Origin of the sequence: Jeotgalibaca ciconiae, from assembly GCF_003955755.1 — a bacterium.
GTDB classification, from domain to species: domain Bacteria; phylum Bacillota; class Bacilli; order Lactobacillales; family Aerococcaceae; genus Jeotgalibaca; species Jeotgalibaca ciconiae.
Genome location: NZ_CP034465.1, coordinates 569,659 through 588,054 on the forward strand (window position 1 = coordinate 569,659; position 18,396 = coordinate 588,054).

Annotated in this window: 12 protein-coding genes; 4 read left to right on the forward strand and 8 right to left on the reverse strand. The window is 38.0% G+C overall.

The window, feature by feature from the left end; all coding sequences use genetic code 11:
• Positions 1-29: 29 nt before the first annotated feature.
• The 3 genes from EJN90_RS02595 to EJN90_RS02605 form a co-directional block, all read right to left on the reverse strand.
• Entirely contained in the window at positions 30-740 is a 711-nt protein-coding gene (locus tag EJN90_RS02595) for a LytTR family transcriptional regulator DNA-binding domain-containing protein (protein ID WP_126108739.1), read from the reverse strand.
• Positions 718-2,493: a sensor histidine kinase gene (locus tag EJN90_RS02600; protein ID WP_126108740.1), complete on the reverse strand. Its 1,776-nt coding sequence runs from the start codon at positions 2,491-2,493 to the stop codon at positions 718-720. Before EJN90_RS02600 ends, EJN90_RS02595 begins: the two co-directional genes overlap by 23 nt.
• 107 nt (positions 2,494-2,600) lie before the next feature.
• Entirely contained in the window at positions 2,601-3,491 is an 891-nt protein-coding gene (locus tag EJN90_RS02605) for a LysR family transcriptional regulator (RefSeq protein ID WP_126108741.1), read from the reverse strand.
• A gap of 123 nt (positions 3,492-3,614) precedes the next feature.
• On the opposite strand from EJN90_RS02605, the gene EJN90_RS02610 reads away from it, so the two are divergent.
• Entirely contained in the window at positions 3,615-4,349 is a 735-nt protein-coding gene (locus tag EJN90_RS02610; RefSeq protein ID WP_126108742.1) for an SDR family oxidoreductase, read from the forward strand.
• A gap of 11 nt (positions 4,350-4,360) precedes the next feature.
• Complete coding sequence (locus tag EJN90_RS14095; protein WP_179950343.1) at positions 4,361-4,927, forward strand: sugar O-acetyltransferase; 567 nt, start codon at positions 4,361-4,363, stop codon at positions 4,925-4,927.
• A 278-nt stretch (positions 4,928-5,205) separates the two neighbouring features.
• Here the strand turns inward: EJN90_RS14095 and EJN90_RS02620 are convergent, their stop codons facing one another.
• The 4 genes from EJN90_RS02620 to EJN90_RS02635 form a co-directional block, all read right to left on the reverse strand.
• On the reverse strand, positions 5,206-5,556 hold the full coding sequence (locus EJN90_RS02620; protein ID WP_126108744.1) for a type II toxin-antitoxin system PemK/MazF family toxin: 351 nt from the start codon (positions 5,554-5,556) through the stop codon (positions 5,206-5,208).
• Complete coding sequence (locus EJN90_RS02625) at positions 5,556-5,825, reverse strand: AbrB/MazE/SpoVT family DNA-binding domain-containing protein (protein WP_164543983.1); 270 nt, start codon at positions 5,823-5,825, stop codon at positions 5,556-5,558. Before EJN90_RS02625 ends, EJN90_RS02620 begins: the two co-directional genes overlap by 1 nt.
• Before the next feature lie 286 nt (positions 5,826-6,111).
• Entirely contained in the window at positions 6,112-7,470 is a 1,359-nt protein-coding gene (locus EJN90_RS02630) for an MATE family efflux transporter (RefSeq protein WP_227872559.1), read from the reverse strand.
• A gap of 455 nt (positions 7,471-7,925) precedes the next feature.
• Complete coding sequence (locus EJN90_RS02635) at positions 7,926-8,366, reverse strand: hypothetical protein (RefSeq protein ID WP_076765049.1); 441 nt, start codon at positions 8,364-8,366, stop codon at positions 7,926-7,928.
• Between the two features lie 63 nt (positions 8,367-8,429).
• Between EJN90_RS02635 and istA the strand changes: the two genes are divergently transcribed.
• Both istA and EJN90_RS02645 read left to right on the forward strand, forming a co-directional pair.
• Positions 8,430-9,671, forward strand: coding sequence for an IS21 family transposase (gene istA, locus EJN90_RS02640; RefSeq protein ID WP_126108746.1), 1,242 nt, complete (start codon positions 8,430-8,432; stop codon positions 9,669-9,671).
• A complete protein-coding gene (locus tag EJN90_RS02645) occupies positions 9,664-10,407 on the forward strand; it encodes an ATP-binding protein (protein WP_126108747.1) in 744 nt (247 codons plus the stop codon). Before istA ends, EJN90_RS02645 begins: the two co-directional genes overlap by 8 nt.
• Positions 10,408-10,710: 303 nt before the next feature.
• On the opposite strand, the gene EJN90_RS02650 is transcribed toward EJN90_RS02645, so the two are convergent.
• The gene (locus tag EJN90_RS02650) at positions 10,711-18,213 is read right to left on the reverse strand and encodes a pullulanase (protein ID WP_126108748.1); all 7,503 of its coding nucleotides are present in this window, start codon (positions 18,211-18,213) and stop codon (positions 10,711-10,713) included.
• Positions 18,214-18,396: the final 183 nt, after the last annotated feature.

An 18,396-nucleotide genomic window follows, 5' to 3' on the forward strand; every position in this document is an offset into this window, starting at 1 on the left:
ATGCACGCCTGTAGTTCTGAAATTCATTTTTATAAGCCGATTTTTTTCTTAAATGCTTTCATATACGAACGACTCACTGGTACTTTCATCTGATTTACCATGGTAAGTTGATAAGTATGGTTAAACCAAGGTTGAATTTCCCTTATTTTCGTGCTATTAATAATAAAAGAGCGATGTACTCGAATAAAGGAAGGATGGCCGCTTAATTTTTCTTCCCAAGTATTCAAAGTGTCATGGATTGTATATGTTTTTTCTTCTGTATCTAAATGTACTTCCCCTTGATAGATGCTTACCGCTATTATAGAAGAAATTTTCAATAGAAAAATTCGTTCTTCTGTTTGTATGGGAATAATGTCTTCTACAATGGGTGTTGTTATTTTTTGAGAAGTCTGAGCAGCCTTTTTTACTGCTTGCTGAATCCGATCTAACGAAAAAGGTTTCAAAACATAATCTCTAGCGTTCAAATCAAATGCTTGAACCGCATATTCGTCATAAGCTGTCGCAAAAATAATGATAGGTGGTTGTTGTAACTGGTTTAACTTGTTAGCCAGGGTTAGTCCGCTCTCTTCTGTTAAATGAATATCTAAGAAAACCAGCTCAATTTTATGCTGAATTAATATGCTGATTGCTTCGTCTATAGAATCTGCTTCTTTTATAGAAGAAATCTCAGGACACTGTTTCAATAAATAAGTTAATTCATTTCTTGCTAAAGGTTCATCATCTACGATTAGCGTATGCATCTTTTTCCTCCTCTATTTCACGGCGACCAATCACGCAGAATATGGTTGTTCCCTTATGCGTCGATTCGAATTGTAATTGAGCATTTTCTCCAAATAAACTAAGCAACCGTTTGTTTAAGTTCTCGATGGCTGATCCCGACCCTTTTTCTGAATGTACAATTTCTTTTCCTAATTTCCCTAAAACTTCAGGTGTGATCCCTGCCCCGTTATCTTGGACGCTGATTCGAATAGACTCTCCTTGACGCCGAATAGATACTAAAACTCGATTGTCTTTTTTTCTCCCCTTGAACGCATGCCTATAAGCATTCTCTACTAAAACCTGGATCAAAAATGGTGGTAGTAAAACTTGTTCCAGTTCTTTATCATATTGAACTTCTAGCTGATAACGATCAGGAAAACGAGCTTCCTCTAATGTTCGAAAGGCTTCTACCTGTTCTAGTTCTTTCGTTAATGGGATTAAGTTGGTTCTAGCGCCTGTCAAATTAGAACGAAAAAAATTACTTAGTTGAATCAGTAATGAACGAGCTTTTTCACTATCGATGCGAATCAATGCAGAAATTGTATTGATCGTATTAAAGAAGAAATGTGGATTCACTTGAGATTGAAGTGATTTGATTTCTGCATCTTGCAGCAATCTGCTTTGCCATTCTACTTCTCCTAATTCAATTTGTTGCGAGAATATATTTCCTAAACCTTCTGCTAACTGACGCTCAACGAATGTGAGCTTGTTTTTATCTGTAAAATACATTTTTAACGTTCCGACGGTTTTCTGTTTCGATTTTAATGGAATCACAATAGCAGCTTCTAACGGACATCCACTATGGTTGCATCCAATCTCTTCTTGCGAATGCACTTCACTGATTTCCCCAGTCTGTAAAACTTTTTTAGACAATTCTGTCAGTATCTCAGTAGTTGGAATATGATGATCGCTTGCTGCGCCGACATGAGCTAAAATTCTTTCTTGATTTGTTATACTCACTGCATCCACCTTCATAAATTGTTGGATGGTTTGAGCTGCTTTTTCACAGGATTCTTTATTCAATCCAGAACGAAAATAAGGCATGGTTCGATTTGCCAGTTGCAACACATCATGTGTTTGTACGGCTTTGGTTTGTTCTTCTTGCCGCAAGGTCGTTTCGATAATGGACATAAAAATCCCCGTACCAATACTATTTGTCAACATCATAGGCAAGGCAATGAATTGGATCAAACTCCATGATTCTATATAATCACTTCCAAAAATAAAGATGCAAATCATTTGAATTGCTTCCATTAGAACACCTAAAACCAAACCTTCAGAAGCAGAAGGATACATATTCTTTTTCATGGATTTACTGCCAAAATAGCCAGAAAACAGTCCAATGAGGATAGAAGAAATCATGTAAATATGAACATCTCTTCCCCCTTGGAAAAAACGCATAGTCGCCGAAATAAGCCCAACAACTACTCCTACCGAGGATCCCCCAATCAAACCAGAAACACCGATCGTTAACACTCGTGTATTAGCTAGAGCAGAACCTGCAGAAAGCTCGGTTACAAATTGATTTTCAATCATTTGATTTTGACTGATTTCAACACCCGTGAAATTTGAAATAAAAACAAATAAACTAAAGAGGATGATTAATTTTAGTTTTGCACTCATTTGATAACGATTTACCAATACATTTTTTAAATAGGGAATATTAATTAACAAGTAGGCAAGGATAATAATGAGTCCGCCACGTTCAAGCATTAAAACAAACAATGAAAACATTCTTATTCCCTCCTTCCTCTTCATTATCAGTCTACACCAAATAAATCAAAAGAGTGGTCTTTTATTGAAGAATTCTCCTCCTTTTCTTTAAAGTATTGTTCTTAAATCTATTCAGTATCTTTTGCAATATCTTCTCTTAGTTGTTCCAAAAATTTTTTACTTGCTAATGAAAAAGCTTCATTCTTTTTCCAAACGATATTTAAGTTCACTTTTAAAGAAGGATAGAGAGGCCTGAAACAAAGTTCATGATTGTCCTTTACGGGAATCAACTTATCTAAACAAAGAGCAATCCCAATCTTTTCTTCTACCATAATTGCTGCATTGTAAATTAAATTGTAAGTTCCCACAATATTGATTGTATCAACATCTTTTCCTAGCCAGCCTGATATTTCATTATTAACCATGCTTTGGCGAGAAACTAGAAGTGGTTGTTCGATAATATCTTGAGCCTGAATTTCTGCCCTTTCTGCTAATGGACTATCCTTTCTCATCAGAACACCCCAGCGATCCTGATAAGGAAGTTTTAGATAATTGTATTTATTCTTGTCGGTAGGCTCAATAAAAATTCCAAAGTCTAATAAACCATTATCCAATTTTTCTGAAATATCGTCAGAATTACCACTATATAGATGGAAACGGATATTTGGGTATTGTTTTTGAAGTTTATTTAACGTTTTCGCAATCATCCGCATACCTTCTGTTTCTCCGCAACCAATAAAAATTTCGCCACTAATATCTGTCGAATTTCTACTAAAATCATTTGTCGTTTTATCGACCAATTCCACGATTTCTTTTGCTTTTTTTAGAAAATAAACGCCTTCTTCCGTCAGTGTTATTTCGCGATTTCCTCTGAGAAACAGCGAAACGCCCAATTCTTCCTCCAGCTCTTTCAATTGCCGTGATAAAGTTGGCTGAGAAAGATGTAGCGCTTTTGCAGCAGATGAAATACTTTTCTCTGTCGCTACAGCAATGAAGTACTGCACTACTCTTAATTCCAATTTATTCTCCTTTCTTCCTATAACTTTTAAGCATGCCTGGATATTTGTTATAGGTATTAGTTTCATCTATTGTAACAGCTTATAATAGACATTGAAAAGGATATATTTTGAGGAGGAGTTTAAATGAGTCTTAAGAACAAAGTTGTTATGATTACCGGAGCTTCCAGTGGTATTGGAGAAGCAACAGTATCCTTATTGGCTGAACAAGGAGCGAAGCTCGTCTTAGGAGCTCGTCGAGTGGAGCGATTAAAAGCCATCAAAGAGAAATACCCTCAAGCAGAAATTTATTATCAAACTACTGACGTTACAAAACAAGCGGACATTGAATTTTTGGCAAAATTGGCACGGGATAAATTTGGACGAATTGATGTTTTGTTTAACAATGCTGGAATTATGCCTACTGCTCCTTTAGAAGAAAAACAAGTGCATGAATGGAAAGCTATGCTGGATACTAATATAATGGGTGTCTTATATGGAATTGGCGCGGTTCTTCCTGCTATGATCCAACAGAAATCGGGTCACATTATTTCTACTGACTCTGTTGCCGGCCATGTTGTTTATCCAAATTCTGCTGTTTATTGCGGTACCAAATTCGCAGTACGGGCAATTATGGAGGGTCTCAGACAGGAGCAAATCGACAATAATATCAAATCAACCCTCATCTCACCGGGAACAACCGATACCGAACTTTATCAATCTATTTCAGATAAAGATTCTTCGAATCAAATTTTAAAGCTTCAAAAGGAAATTGGCATGCAATCAATTGATGTCGCTAAAGCCGTTGTCTACGCAATCGATACTCCTGCTGAAGTATCGATTAGTGATATGATTATACGAGCTTCTAAACAAAGGGGGTGAAAAAAGTGGATATGAAAAGTTTTATTGAATATTGCAGGCAAGGTTATCCTATTTCTGTTGGAGACGATCTTCATAACTTATTAGTTCAATGCAGCGAAGAGGCTCAGAAATTGACAATGAGATTAAATACTTCCTTTCATACAAGAGAAGAAATTGTTGAAGTTTTTAGTGAATTGACTGGAAAAGAAGTAGATTCTTCTTTCATGTGTTTCCCACCTTTTCATACTGATTTTGGAAAAAATATCAGTATTGGGAAGAATGTTTTCTTTAACACTGGTTGTTCTTTCCAAGATCGAGGCGGCATTACTATTGGAGATGGAAGTCAGATTGGGATGAATGTTACCATAGCAACCTTGAATCATGGGATCCCATTGGAAACTAGAAATACAACCTATTCTTCACCCGTTATCATTGAAAAGAATGTGTGGATTGGTTCTAATGCGACTATTTTGCCTGGCGTTCGGATTGGAGAGAATTCTATTATTGCTGCAGGAGCAGTCGTGACAAAGGATGTTCCTCCCAATTCTATTTTTGGTGGTGTACCCGCCAAGCTGATTAAAAAAATACCAAGGACTTGAGTACTGAAACAATGTGATTTTGGTAGCTTCAGAGCTTTTTTATTAGCCCAAGCTTACACTTTTAAAAAAACTGGTAGGTTCAAGTCTTTTTTTCCAGTCTAACCTTGCACTTTCAAAAATTAGTGTGAAGAATAGAATATTCTTTTTTATGTGAGGCCAGAGCTTGCTAGTTAGACATTGATGCTAGAAAAAATTTATCAAACTATACTCTAAAATCAAAACATCCTCTATTTTGAGAGGATGTTTTCTTTCTGCTTTACTAATTTAGTTCCTTTTTGTCAGAAAAAATGATGCACGACAGCTTTCATTTTTTCAATAATTTCTTTGGGAAGCTGATATAAAACTACACTCTTTGTTCTTGCTTTTGGATCTATACTGCGTAAATGCTGCAAAAGAATTGTGCCATGAACAATATCATTATCTGGTATCTGAATAAAAAAAGGTGATTGAGAATAATATTCTTCTGTATATTTTTCGGAACTACTGATAGGAGCCACAATGACTGTGTTCAGATGGCGGTTGTAATGGTTATTACTGACGACTACACATGGCCTCTTTTTTTGAGTTTCTACTCCTTTTGTTGGGTTCAAATCAATTACCATAACATCTCCTTGTCTAAAATTAAACATTAATCAAACTCCTCCGCTCCTACATCTGGCCCCCAATAAAGCTCTTTTTCTTCCACAACATCATACTTTTCTTGAAGTTCTGCTACTTTATTCCAAAAGTTATCTGAATCTTCTCTTTTTCTTACTAAAACTTCCCCAGTATCCTGCAATTCAAATTCAAGCTCGTCATGAGAATCAACTTGTAAGATTTCCCTTACTTGTTTAGGGATTGTAACTTGATTCTTTGAAGTCATTTTTGCGTAGATAAGTGGTTTATTCTTTGTCCTCAATTTCCTCATCTCCTAATCGATTATTTACTTATATTATATCACAAAGTAAGGAAATGTAAGGAATAAAGAGCTCATTTAATATAGAAATTTCATTGAATTTTTTTATAGACTAGGGGATTATAAGTTCAGCCATCAATGTCTAGCTCCCAAGTCCTGACCTAGTGAAAAAAAGATAAATTTGCCCCATTGCGCGCTTCGCTGCTCATTCAGGGTCAAATTTCCTATTTTTTCATAGGCCAAGGCGGACTTGTCCGCTTTTCTTATTATGTTTTATAAGTTGTTTTTGTTATATTATCGAATACCGTTGCCATTTATTGGAACGCCACCTTATTACAAAGAAAATGGAGCGGAAAGTCCAGTCGACAATCATCGCAATCCAAACGCTCATTAGCCCCATATCAAAAACATAAGCAAGGAGAAAACTACATCCTACACGAAAGACAAACATTGAGAATACCGATACGTACATCGTTGAAACAACATCTCCTGCTGCTCTCAGTGCATTTGGAAGTGTGAAAGAGGCTGGCCAAATCAACATCACAGCTACTCCATGAAGAATCATGACTTGGAAAGCCAGATTGATCGCTTCTGGCGAAAGGCTATAAAAATTCAAAACCGGCTTTAATACAAACAGAATCGGAATATTAAGCACAATTATGTATAAATAGGCTTTTTTCATCAATAGTCTTGTATAATACTTAGCTTGCTCATATTCCCCTGCTCCGACGCAGCGAGCAACGACGGTAGTAATAGCAAGTCCCATGGCAGCACCCGGTATAATTTCTAATCCAGTTAAACTGTTTGCCACTGCGTGTGCTGCAATGGAGGCAGTACTGAACGTCGCCACTAATCCTGTCATAATAATTTTCCCAATTTGGAAAATACTATTTTCCAAACCATTCGGAATCCCGATTCGCAAAATTCTTTTTATCATTTTAAAATCAATATCGCGTGGATTGTAAGAACTTATAAAGACAGGCAATTTAGGATTCCGCAACACATACATCATGGAGAAGGAACTAATCACCCTTGCGATTAAAGTCGATAATGCGGCTCCAAATACACCCCATTTGAAAATATAAATAAAAATAGAATTTCCTACTATATTAATGACATTCATGATAAGTGCATTAATCATTGCTTTTTTAGAATCGCCCATCACCCTTAGCAATGAAGCAGATACATTAAAAAGGCCTAAAAATGGAAACGAAGCAGCTGTTACGTAAAAATAAGTGACGGCACTATCCATAACGGGCGCCTCCACATTTCCAAATAAAGTTTGTAAAATCTGGCGGTTAAAAACAAGAGAAATAACTGCTACAAGAGTAGCAATAAAGGCAACAACCAAAAATAGCTGTTTTGCTGCATGCTTACTCATTTTGCTTTCCTTTTTCCCTAGATACTGACCTACAATAATGGCTCCCCCGGCCGCAACAGTAGAGAAAAAGTTAATCGCCAGGAAATTGACACTGTCTACTAAAGCAACTCCAGATACGGCTTGCTCCCCCGCATAAGCGACCATCATCGTATCAAAGAAACCAATCGATAAAGCAAGTGCCTGTTCAAAAATCAAAGGGACAATTAATTTCCTCAAAGCTTGAGGACTAAATAATAATTTTTCGTCTGCCAATTCACCTTTTGCCAAAAATAAAATCTCCTTTTTACTAAACCTTTTTATTACAAATCTCAAATATAAGTTTGTCAGCTAGAAACTCACAATGATGCAACGCATTCCTTTCAAATTTATTTTCATTCAAAAAGATTGTTTAAATCGTACAGCAAAACAGAAAGCGTTGTCATTTTTATAAGATTACTCTTCTATCTATTATAGCTAATTATCATAATAATTGCTTGGTTGAAAGGATTGATTTCGTGAAAAATAATCGTGTTGATTCTATCGATGAGTCACTTTGTTTTTATATTGTTTGGATGCAGTGCAATTCAGACAGCAGGAAACAGTTCAGATCGAATGGGTCATGAAAGGAATCACAGATAAAATAGGAGCTATTCTTACAGAAAATAACGAGCATACTCCTTCTGAGGAACGATACCAGATGATGATTGATTTTCAAAGAGATGAGGGGGTTCAGTTGAGCCCCCTCAAATAGTTGAGTCACTAAGAGGTTCCTGCGATTTATCCTGCTTCGCCAAAAATGTCTCACAACAGCCAATCCAACAATCTTCATATTCTGCTTGCGAAATAATTTTAGTCGATAAATCAAGAATCTCGTGGAGTTGTGCCACTTTACACCACTCCACACATTGGTGATACAGATTTTCTAAATCGTCAGAGATAACGTCCTCTTCTAGGATAAAAGGTAACGCTTGAATGCCATTTTGGGCCGCTACAAAGGCTCGTGTATGGCCGTCGATGAGGACTGGTTTTTCACTCCACGAAAAGGAATGAATCGTGATTGGTGAAAAGTTCGTCAAATCAGACGAAAACCATTCATTTATTTTCACAATCTTCGTATGCGATAAAAACAATTGGCTCAGTTGAAGCTCTTTTATTGTTATCATATTTTTCTCAAAGTTATCCACTGTGGAAAACTCCTTTCGTTTTATATTTTATTTATCCACAATGTAATCAAATAAAAGAGACTTTTGGGTCAGCCTCCGGTTGGGTACACTAAATTTTGTGAAGACTATCAAAGACATATTGATCAATACCGCTTGACGAATCACTTAAAACATAAACCCGGTGTATCGATTCAAGTCGATTGGAGCGGCTCAACCATGGATTTGCTCGATACTGACACCGGTGAATTAATAACTGTTTACCTCTTTGTAGGAACCCTGCCTTACAGTCAATACACCTATGTAGAACCCACACTTGATATGAAAAGCGACACTTGGCTTCGTTGCCACATAAACATGTTTGAATATTTTGGCGGAACGACTATCCGGCTTATAAGTGACAACTTAAAGACAGGTGTGATCAGCCATCCAAAAGAAGGAGATATTGTCTTAAATGAGCAGTATGAGTCTTTAGCCAATCATTACGTAATGGCTGTCATGCCTGCTCAAGTACGTAAACCAAAACAGAAAGCAGCTGTAGAAGGCGCAGTTGGTAAAATAGCCATGGCCGTGATTGCTCCACTGCGAAATGAAATCTTTACGACTATGGGCGAGTTAAAGGCAGCTATTCGTGAAAAACTGGAGTTCTATAATGCCAAACCTTTTCAGAAACGTGAAGGAAGCCGACGGCTCATATTCACAGAGACAGAACAGGAAAAACTCCGACCGTTGCCTTCAATCCCTTATGAAATTGCTGAGTGGGTTTACGGAAGAACCGTTAAACTCGATTGCCATATTACCTTTCAAAAAAACAACTACTCCTGCCCCTACCAATATGTAAAAAAGAAAGTGGATTTAAAAGTAACCGCTCATTTTCTTGAAATCTATTATCAAAATGAACGAATTGCTACTCACAAACGATTTCCCACCTATAAAGAATATACCTTTTCAACCTTACCTGAACACCTGCCAGATCAATTTAATCGACTAGAATGGAACGAACAGAGGTTACTAAATTGGGCACAAACGATTGGTCCTTTTACTTATAAAGTAATTCAACGTATTTTTGAGAGATTACAACTCAAAGAACAAGGGTATCAGTCTTGTTTGTCTGTTTTAAATCTATCAAAGAAACACTCCAATGAAGCCTTAGAGAAAGCATGTCAAATTGCTTTAGAACGACTTCACTCGCCAAGGTATCGTCAGTTAAACACCATTTTAAACAACCCCAATAATAAAGAGATTTTAGAAGAAGCAGAAAGTGCCCAAAAAGAAACCCTAGGTTTTGTGAGAGGCCCAGAATACTATGGAGGAGATATCAATGATTGACAACGAAACAGTACGCAAATTAAGACAATTAGACTTAAGCGAATTTGTAGATACATTAGAGATGCAAGAAATGGATCAGGATACCAGACACTTGCCTTTTGACGAACGCCTACAGATATCCATCGATTACCTTTACCAAGAAAAATACAATAAACGAGTAAGTGGATTAATTAAACGATCCAAGTTCCGAATACAAGACGCAGATGTTGCTTCAATCCACTATGAAAAACGCGAGATTGACCGTCAAACCCTTCAAGAACTGGCAACCTGCAATTACATCAATCACCGACAGAATGTTATTTTCCAAGGGTTTACAGGTTCAGGAAAAAAATACTTAGCTTGTGCTTTAGGCAAGGAGGCCTGTAAACAAGAAATTCGAACGCGCTATGTCCGCCTCCCTGATCTATTAATCGAGCGAGATGAAGCGACCCTCAAACCTAAAGGCGTAACGAATCTCATCAAAAAGTTTTCCAATTATGGTTTGCTTATTATAGACGAATGGTTACTGGATGACTTATTGGAAGAAGATTTAAAATTTCTCTTTGAGATTATTGAGCGTCGATACGATTCCGGCTCCACTATTTATTGTACACAATTTAGAAAATCGGATTGGCATCAAAGACTAGGTGGCGGTGTCCATGCGGACGCGATAATGGACAGAATCGTTCATAATGCGGTTTGGTATGACACCGGTCAGCTAAATATGTGCGAACACCATTCCTTCAATCAACAATAAATAGAAAAATCACCTAAAATAGCTATGCTGAAACTGGCATGGCTATTTTGCTGGACTCAAAGCACGTATAAGCGGACTCCAATTGGATATCCAAAGACTCAAGAGAGTGGATAGGTGGGCCTGAAGGCGCGTAATAATCAGTCTGATGTCTCTATTTTTAATTTGGTCATTATATTCTTGGCTATAATGATTTATTTCGAAATAGATTAGGATATTACCTAGTCCAACTTCTCTCTAACAAAAAAAATCCCCTCATCCGCATTTCTGCTTCAAAGGGGAGTCATTCATTTAATTAATAGTATTCTATTCTTTTCTTTCGTCTTTCTTAAACGTAAATGCTAACGCAACTCCACTTCCGATGAAGACTAATCCAATGATTGAAACCATTAGATCGTTTGTTTTTCCTGTAAAAGGTAAATTGTCTTCTTCACTGTCTGTAGCTGCGTCTTCTTCACTGTCTGTAGCTGCGTCTTCTTCACTGTCTGTAGCTGCGTCTTCTTCACTGTCTGTAGCTGCGTCTTCTTCACTGTCTGTAGCTGCGTCTTCTTCACTGTCTGTAGCTGCGTCTTCTTCAGTTGAATCATCTGTGTCCGATCCGTCTGGTTCTTCAACCGTATCACCTGCAACTAAGATAACTGTACCGCCATCCGCGTTCCCAGGGATGTCGATCGTTACTGTACCATCTGCTGCGACTACGTAAGTTACGTCATTATATACATCAATAACTTCTGAACCAGCCGCTAATCCTAGTGCAAACGTTGAAACTCTTGCGCTACTTGTCGAGTTTACTGCAAATGTTGATTCTACTGCATCTTCATTCGTGTTTAACCCAACAAATATTTGTTCATTACCGTACGTACGAGCAAACACTGAGTAGCCTGTTTCGTTTGTTCCAGCTACATGTTGACGTGTTCCTTTTGAGAAGACATCTGAGTAGTCGGCACGAATATTTAATAGTTTCTTGTAGTGCATTAACATATCGTTATCGTCGTTTGCAATACTCCAATCAAGATTGTAACGGTTCTCGTCGTAATATCTACCAACTGAATCATCATGCATTAATCCTGATTGTCCAAGTTCTTCACCATAGTAAATAACGGGTTGTCCTTTAGCTGTAATTTGAAGGGCAGCGGCTACTTTAAACTTGTTTCTAGCCTCTTCTTCTGTAAGGGCATTTTCACCTTGTGTTAGACTATATAAGAATCCATCTTCATCATGACTACTTAAGAATTGACCCAACATAGCAGTATTATCTATCTTACCATTTCGGTCTGACAATTCTTTTTCAACTTGAGAGATATTTCCGTTGATGAATCGTTCTGCTTGTCCTTTAAAGTTAAAGTCTAGAAGAGAATCCATACGACCTGTTCTTAGTTGATCACCTGTACTATTCACACTTGCCCCATACCATTCTCCAATCATCTTGAAGTCCGGTTTTTCTCTTGTAATTTCATTCTTGAATGCATTCCAAGTTGTGTTGTCTACGTGTTTCACTGTATCTACTCGGAAATAATCAATTGTGTTGTTATTTTTTGTCGTAAATTTATCAAGCTCTTTAATCCAATCAACTTGCCATTGAATGATTCGATCACGAACTATTGGATCTTCTGTTTTAAAATCAGGTAAGCCATCTAATTCTCCAAGAATATCATCAGTCGCTACTGGGTTTTCACGGATCATACCCTCAAATTGGTCAGCGTTATTCATACCATAGCCAGCATGGTTTAACACCACATCAACCATAATCTTCATACCACGATCATGCGCTTCATCAATCAGTGTAGCAAATGTTTCTTTGTCACCAAGATTCTCATCAATTTTTGTGAAATCCTTTGCCCAATAACCATGGTAACCGTATCGATCTTCACCATTGGCCATTTCCATGCCATCGTCAATATTATCAACAATTGGTGTTATCCAGATTGTGTTAATGCCTAGTTCTTCTAGATAGTCTAAGTTATTGATAACACCTTGGAAATCTCCACCATGGTAGCTTTCAGATAGTTCATTTGATGGCATACCTTCTGGTTTTTCGCTATTACTAAATCGATCCGTTAGCATGAAGTAAATTCGTGCTTCATCCCAATCAAAGTCTGCATCGTCTTTAATTTGACGTGACTTCACTTCTACATCGACTGTTGAATTGTGTCGATTACCAAACTCGTCTACTAATACGATATTTAATGTTTTCACACCTGGTTCTATCGTATTTTTAACAGCTATGGTATGTTCCATGAGTTCTGTGTTAATCGCGACACGTTCTGGTCCTCCTATTGGCGTTAAGTCGATATAAGCTGCTCTTAACTCATAGTCATCTGATACTTCTGAATCAATCGTTACCACTGCATTTTCATTGTATGAAATAGTTTTTGGATTGATCGATGTTTCAGCTGTAACAGTCGGCTGCGCAAATAATAATGTTGAGCGACCATCTTCGTTTGTGTTATATGGATCTGCAACTTCTTCTGTTTCGCCATCGATAGTAACAAGGTACGTATAGTCGTAGTTCCCTACTTCAATGTCTTCAATCGTGTGAACATAGTATTCGTTTACTGCGTCATACGTCATATCATACACTTCTGTATTCGCATTTGTTCGGAATAGTTCAACGATGTTGCGCATAAATGTTGCAAACGCACCGGCATCCGCTGTTTCTTCTTTTGTAATGCTTAATTGTACTTGTTCGATTTTATCCATTTCACTTGCCAAGAATAATTCTGGATCACGGTAGAAGAATGTAGCGTTCCCATCTTCTAAAACTGGACCATTGATAGATGGAACGGCAAAATATTCACCTTTTCCTTCTTCGATTATTACTTTTGAAATCATTTCCCCTATAGGAATTTCAATATAACGGTCTTCATTAAATGGATCTTCTTCTACCCAGTCACCTTTACGAATCTTGAAACCTACTTCAGTTGTTAAATAACCAACTGGGATTCGGACAACGGCACCTTTGTCTGTAATTTCATCGAAGAGAATCTCGTCATCTTTAACGCCTGTTCCCCACACCCATAAATTCCAGTCTTCGTAGTCATTATTCTTACGAACATACGTTAACTCGATGTAGCGTTGATCTAATAATTCAACATCATCTAGTGAGTAGTAAACTTCTGGGTTTCCACCGACAATCCAAACCTCAACAGACTTTTCACCTTCTGGAATCGTAATCACTCGATCTGCTTCTTGAGAGTCCCAGTTTCCTAAACGAGTAATTAAATTCAATTTATCTGAAGCAAAGCTCACAGTTGATTGTACATAACCACCTGTTGATTCTTCGCCAAATGCATAAGCACTTCCGTCGACATCTGCCGTCCACAACCATAAGCCCCAATCCGCTTGTTGCCCATCTGGACGCATGTAGTTGATTGTATATTCATACATTTCACCTACGACAAAGATTGTGTGCGTTGCTTTATCTCCATCAAAAGTAGCATCAATTATAATTTCAGTTGCTGGTGAAATATCTTCCGAAATCGTTACCTTGTTGCCAGCGATTGTAACACCAGCGATTTCAGTTGCTAATGCAAAGTCTGCATCTACTACTTCTTTTTCGCCTTCGTCATTCACATAAGTGGCTGTTAATGTAACAGTAGCACCTGGTTCAACGTCCTTATCTCCTTCGATAATTAAACCTGGAAGGATTAATTGGTTATTTCCATCGTTACCAGCGATTATATCGTTAGCTGGATCGTTTATCCAGTTATCACCATTCACAACGAATTTATATTCATAAACACCTGGTGTTACGTCAACCGTAACTGACCAAACATCGTCCTCGCCTTTTTCCATTGAGAAGGCAGTTGCTTCCCAACCGTTAAAGCTCCCAGCAACATTGACAGTCTCTGTTGTTTCGTCACCTTCATAGCTAAATGTCACGGTGCCATCTTCATTAATTACTGGTGATTCAACACTTGATGGGGACTCTACTTCAACTGGAACTAACTCGTCTACACGAATAATAGCTGCAGATAAAGCATCTAGTACGACTTCATTTCCATCAACTGAAATGCCTTCTGGGTTAGCAATCGTAGTTGTTCCTGCTGTTTCAGCATCCACTATAATTTCACCATCTGATAAATTAAATGGAATCGTTAAATGTCTTTCTTTATCATCAGAGTTGATTAAAATAAAGTAAGTATCACCTGCTGAATCTGTTGCGCGGTAGACAATTGCTAAGTCTGTTTTCTTGATTTCAGGTACTCTAACAAACGAAACCATGTCATCAATTTCCGCCATTGTCCCTTTGCTGAATGCATCCGTACTTCTTCTTAACTCGATTAACCCTTTTGTATAAGCACGAGTTGTTGTATGGATCGGGAAGTCTGCTGTGTTTGTAGCCATGTTCCAATCAAACTTGTTTACCGCATCCGTCGAGTCATACGAGTCATGCACAAAGTATGGATATTCAAACGGGTTTCCGTCTGTATCCTCCATGTAAGTAATTTTATCTGGAATTTGATCTGCTGGTACAGTCGTTTTAAAGTCTGGATGTCTAAATTGTTTTGTTCGTCCAAATTCTTGTCCGGCATGAATAAATGGTGTTCCTTGGGCCGTTAGAACCATCAAGTTTCCTAAACGAATTCGTTCGTGAATTTCTTGTTGGTGATTTTTTGGATCTTTCTGAATCGATTGTGCAATAACGTCATGTAAGGTTAAGTTATCATGCGCCGCAATATATGTAACAACGTCGCCTGGATCGTCCGCTTCAAAGTTTCCAGGGTTGGCTGTTAAGTTGTTATAAATACTTTCAACTGAACGAGCTCCGCCGGTTAAGAAACGTGGCTCACCTTCACTACCAAATCCTGATTTTAATTCATTACGCATTTCGTCAGAGAATGATCCAACTGCTTTTGTATCTTTCATCCATTGTTGGTCAGCAGGTTGTACATTATCGCCGTCATCTCCAGCGTATGTTACCCACCCCTCACCAATCATTAGAATATTCGGGTTAATCGCTGCTGCTTCGTCATAAGCTTTTTGAATCGACTCCGCATCGTGGTCACCCATCATGTCAAAACGGAATCCATCTACTTTGTATTCTTCAACCCAGTAAGTAATTGAGTCGACTAATACACGACGAGCCATTTCATGAGTTGTTCCTAAACGGCCACCACCAAAGTTCGTTTTCGGCGTACCGTCAGCTTCCATAAAGTGGTAGTAGTTTGGTTCTAAGTCTTCAAAGATGTAGTCACGAGCTGTATGGTTATAAACAACATCTAAAATAACACCCATACCACGCTTGTGGATTTCATTAATTAGGTTCTTGAATTCTTCAATACGTTTCGCTGGGTCCGCTGCATCTTCTGAATACATACCCGTTAACGCAAAGTAACTTTGCGGGTCGTAACCCCAGTTATAATTGGTTCCACTTGCCGCATACTCCGGCATACGTTCATGGCGGTTAAACTCATCCGCGAAGAAGTAGCTCATCACTGGTAATAATTGAACGTGAGTCGCTCCTAAATCTTCGATATAATCTAGTTTTTCAACAAACGCCGCAAATGTACCAAATTGACTTGTTAAGTCATCTGCGATAGTAGGATCTGACGTAAAGTCACGAACGTGCACTTCATAAATAATACCATCCTCACGCTTTTCAAATCCTTCAATATTTGCAAAGTCTAGATCAGGACCAATGTCTCTTGGGTTTACAATTGCTGCTTTCCCAATATAGTTCTGACCTTCTCTTTCATTATCCCACTGCGCCATTGAACGAGCGTAAGGATCAAGAGCTAAAACTTTTTCTCCGCCTCGATCAATTTCAAAGTGGTAGAAGTAACCTGTGACATCTGATAAACCAGTTGTTGAATCGTCTAATTCGACTGCCCAAACACCACGGTCTCCTTTTGTCATTTCAACATTTTTAACAATTTCATCTTGGTCATTTTTATCGTATAAAATAACGTTTACGTTATTCGCACTTGGCGACCAGAATTTCAGTGTTGGCGTACCGTCTTCACCGAAAACTAAGCCTAATTCGCCATCATAGGCATAAAGAGAATCTTTCAAGCGCCATCCAACGTTTACTAAAATCTTGCGTTGGTTATAAATAACTTTATAGGCACCCTGTTCAAAATCAAATGCGCCTTCTAAGATGACAACATTACGTTCTGTATCCATTGTGATTGTATAATTTGATAGATCAATGTCTTCGTCTGAATTGAGTAATGACAGGCCTTCTCGAATCATTTCTTCTGTAACGCCTTCTAATGAGTGAAAACCAATTTCTAATTGGTCAGCCGCTACAATTTCAGCACTTACAATACCAACTTCACTCGCAAAGTATGGATTCGTATAAACTGTATCGTCCCCTGCGCGTAAGAATATTTGCGTGTGGTCGAATTTATCTAATGAATAATCACCTGTTTGAGCATCACCAGCTTTATCTAAAAATAGGAATTGAACTAATGACGCGTCTGCCTTGATTGGTAAGTCATAGTAAGCACCATAACGACCACCTGAGGCCATATCATGCGCTCCACTTGGCCAACCATCTGTTGTTGCCTCTACGTCCCCCCAAGTCCATAAACCTAATTGTTCATAGTCACTACCTAAATAGTTCACTCGGATGGTGTTTTCTATTTTTAATGGTTCATAAGGGAATATCTCATATTCTGCAGTAACCCAAGCTTCCTTCATTTCAGGTGTGAGGATATCAACGAACATATTATCTACTTGACCTGATGCGCCTTGAAGTGAATTGATTAAGAACCCAATTTGTTCTGGATTTTCAGCTAACGGAATATCGATAGCATATCCGTACTCTGTTTTCGTTGCTTCACCAAATGACATTGCATCAGTTGGCCAGCTAGATGACGGTGTTTCAACATCTTCCCATAACCAAAGACCATTTTGGGAGGGTGTTTCGTGCAATAATTTTTCGAAGTGTAGACGGAAATGTCCTTCTTCAATTGCCGGTAAATCGCTAATTTCTGATTCGTCTTCTTTTGGCTCCTCTGTTTCTCCGGGCTCTTCTGGAGTCTCAGGTTCCTCCGGTACTTCAGGTTCTTCAGGAACTACTGGAGTTTCTGGAACCTCAACCCCTTCTGAAATGACAACCGTATAAGGTGCCGTATAAGTAGACTGTATATCTGAATTTTCTTTACCATCTGTAGTAGAATCGATGTGATTTTCGTCAACTTTCGGAATAACATCAAAAGCACCATGTCCATCGTTATTACCTGTTAAGACAGCATGTACACTGACAGCATCATCGTTTTTTAAGTCCAGGTGCTCTAAAGGTATTTTCCCTTCAAAACCGACTTCACGATTAACGCTAAATTCAGCACCTTCGAGATCTTCAGAATCTAGTACTTTTTCAAAGCCTTCTTTATTCGCTTTACTAAACTGTACCCAATTAACTTCTGTATCATTCTTGATTCTGAAAGATAGTTGATATTGTGGTTTATTATCCATTCCTGAATAATTAAACTTCGACGCCCAAGGATTCCCACTATTTTCTGAATCCTCATCATTTACCTGCAATGCGAGATTCAAGTAGTGACCATCGTCACCCCAGTTTGGAATATTATTTGCATCTACCCAAAAATATAGAAACTCATCATCATTGTGTAAATGTAAGTTTCCAATAAGAGACTCATCAAATTCCTCAACTGACGGTTCAATTGGATCGATTCCTTCCCAATCGTCTTTTTTCGCATCTATCGAAATCGTTTGCGCGACATTCTCCGTAGCTTCTTGGGCCATAACCTGAATGGGTATAATGGCTGGAACAATAACATTCAGCAGCATAATCATTGAAGCTAGATAAGAGAACACTTTGTACCTAATCTTATTCGACAATATTTCTTCCTCCTAATTAATTTGATGTGTATAATTACGCAATAAAAAACGCAATAAAGTGAAACCGGTTGCACTTAAAATGTATCAGAAATCGCTTACACTTTCAAGGGCTTTTATATTTTTTTAATTCTAAAGCTTTGCTTACAATTGCTATAAACCATTACCAACCATTACCATTTCCAT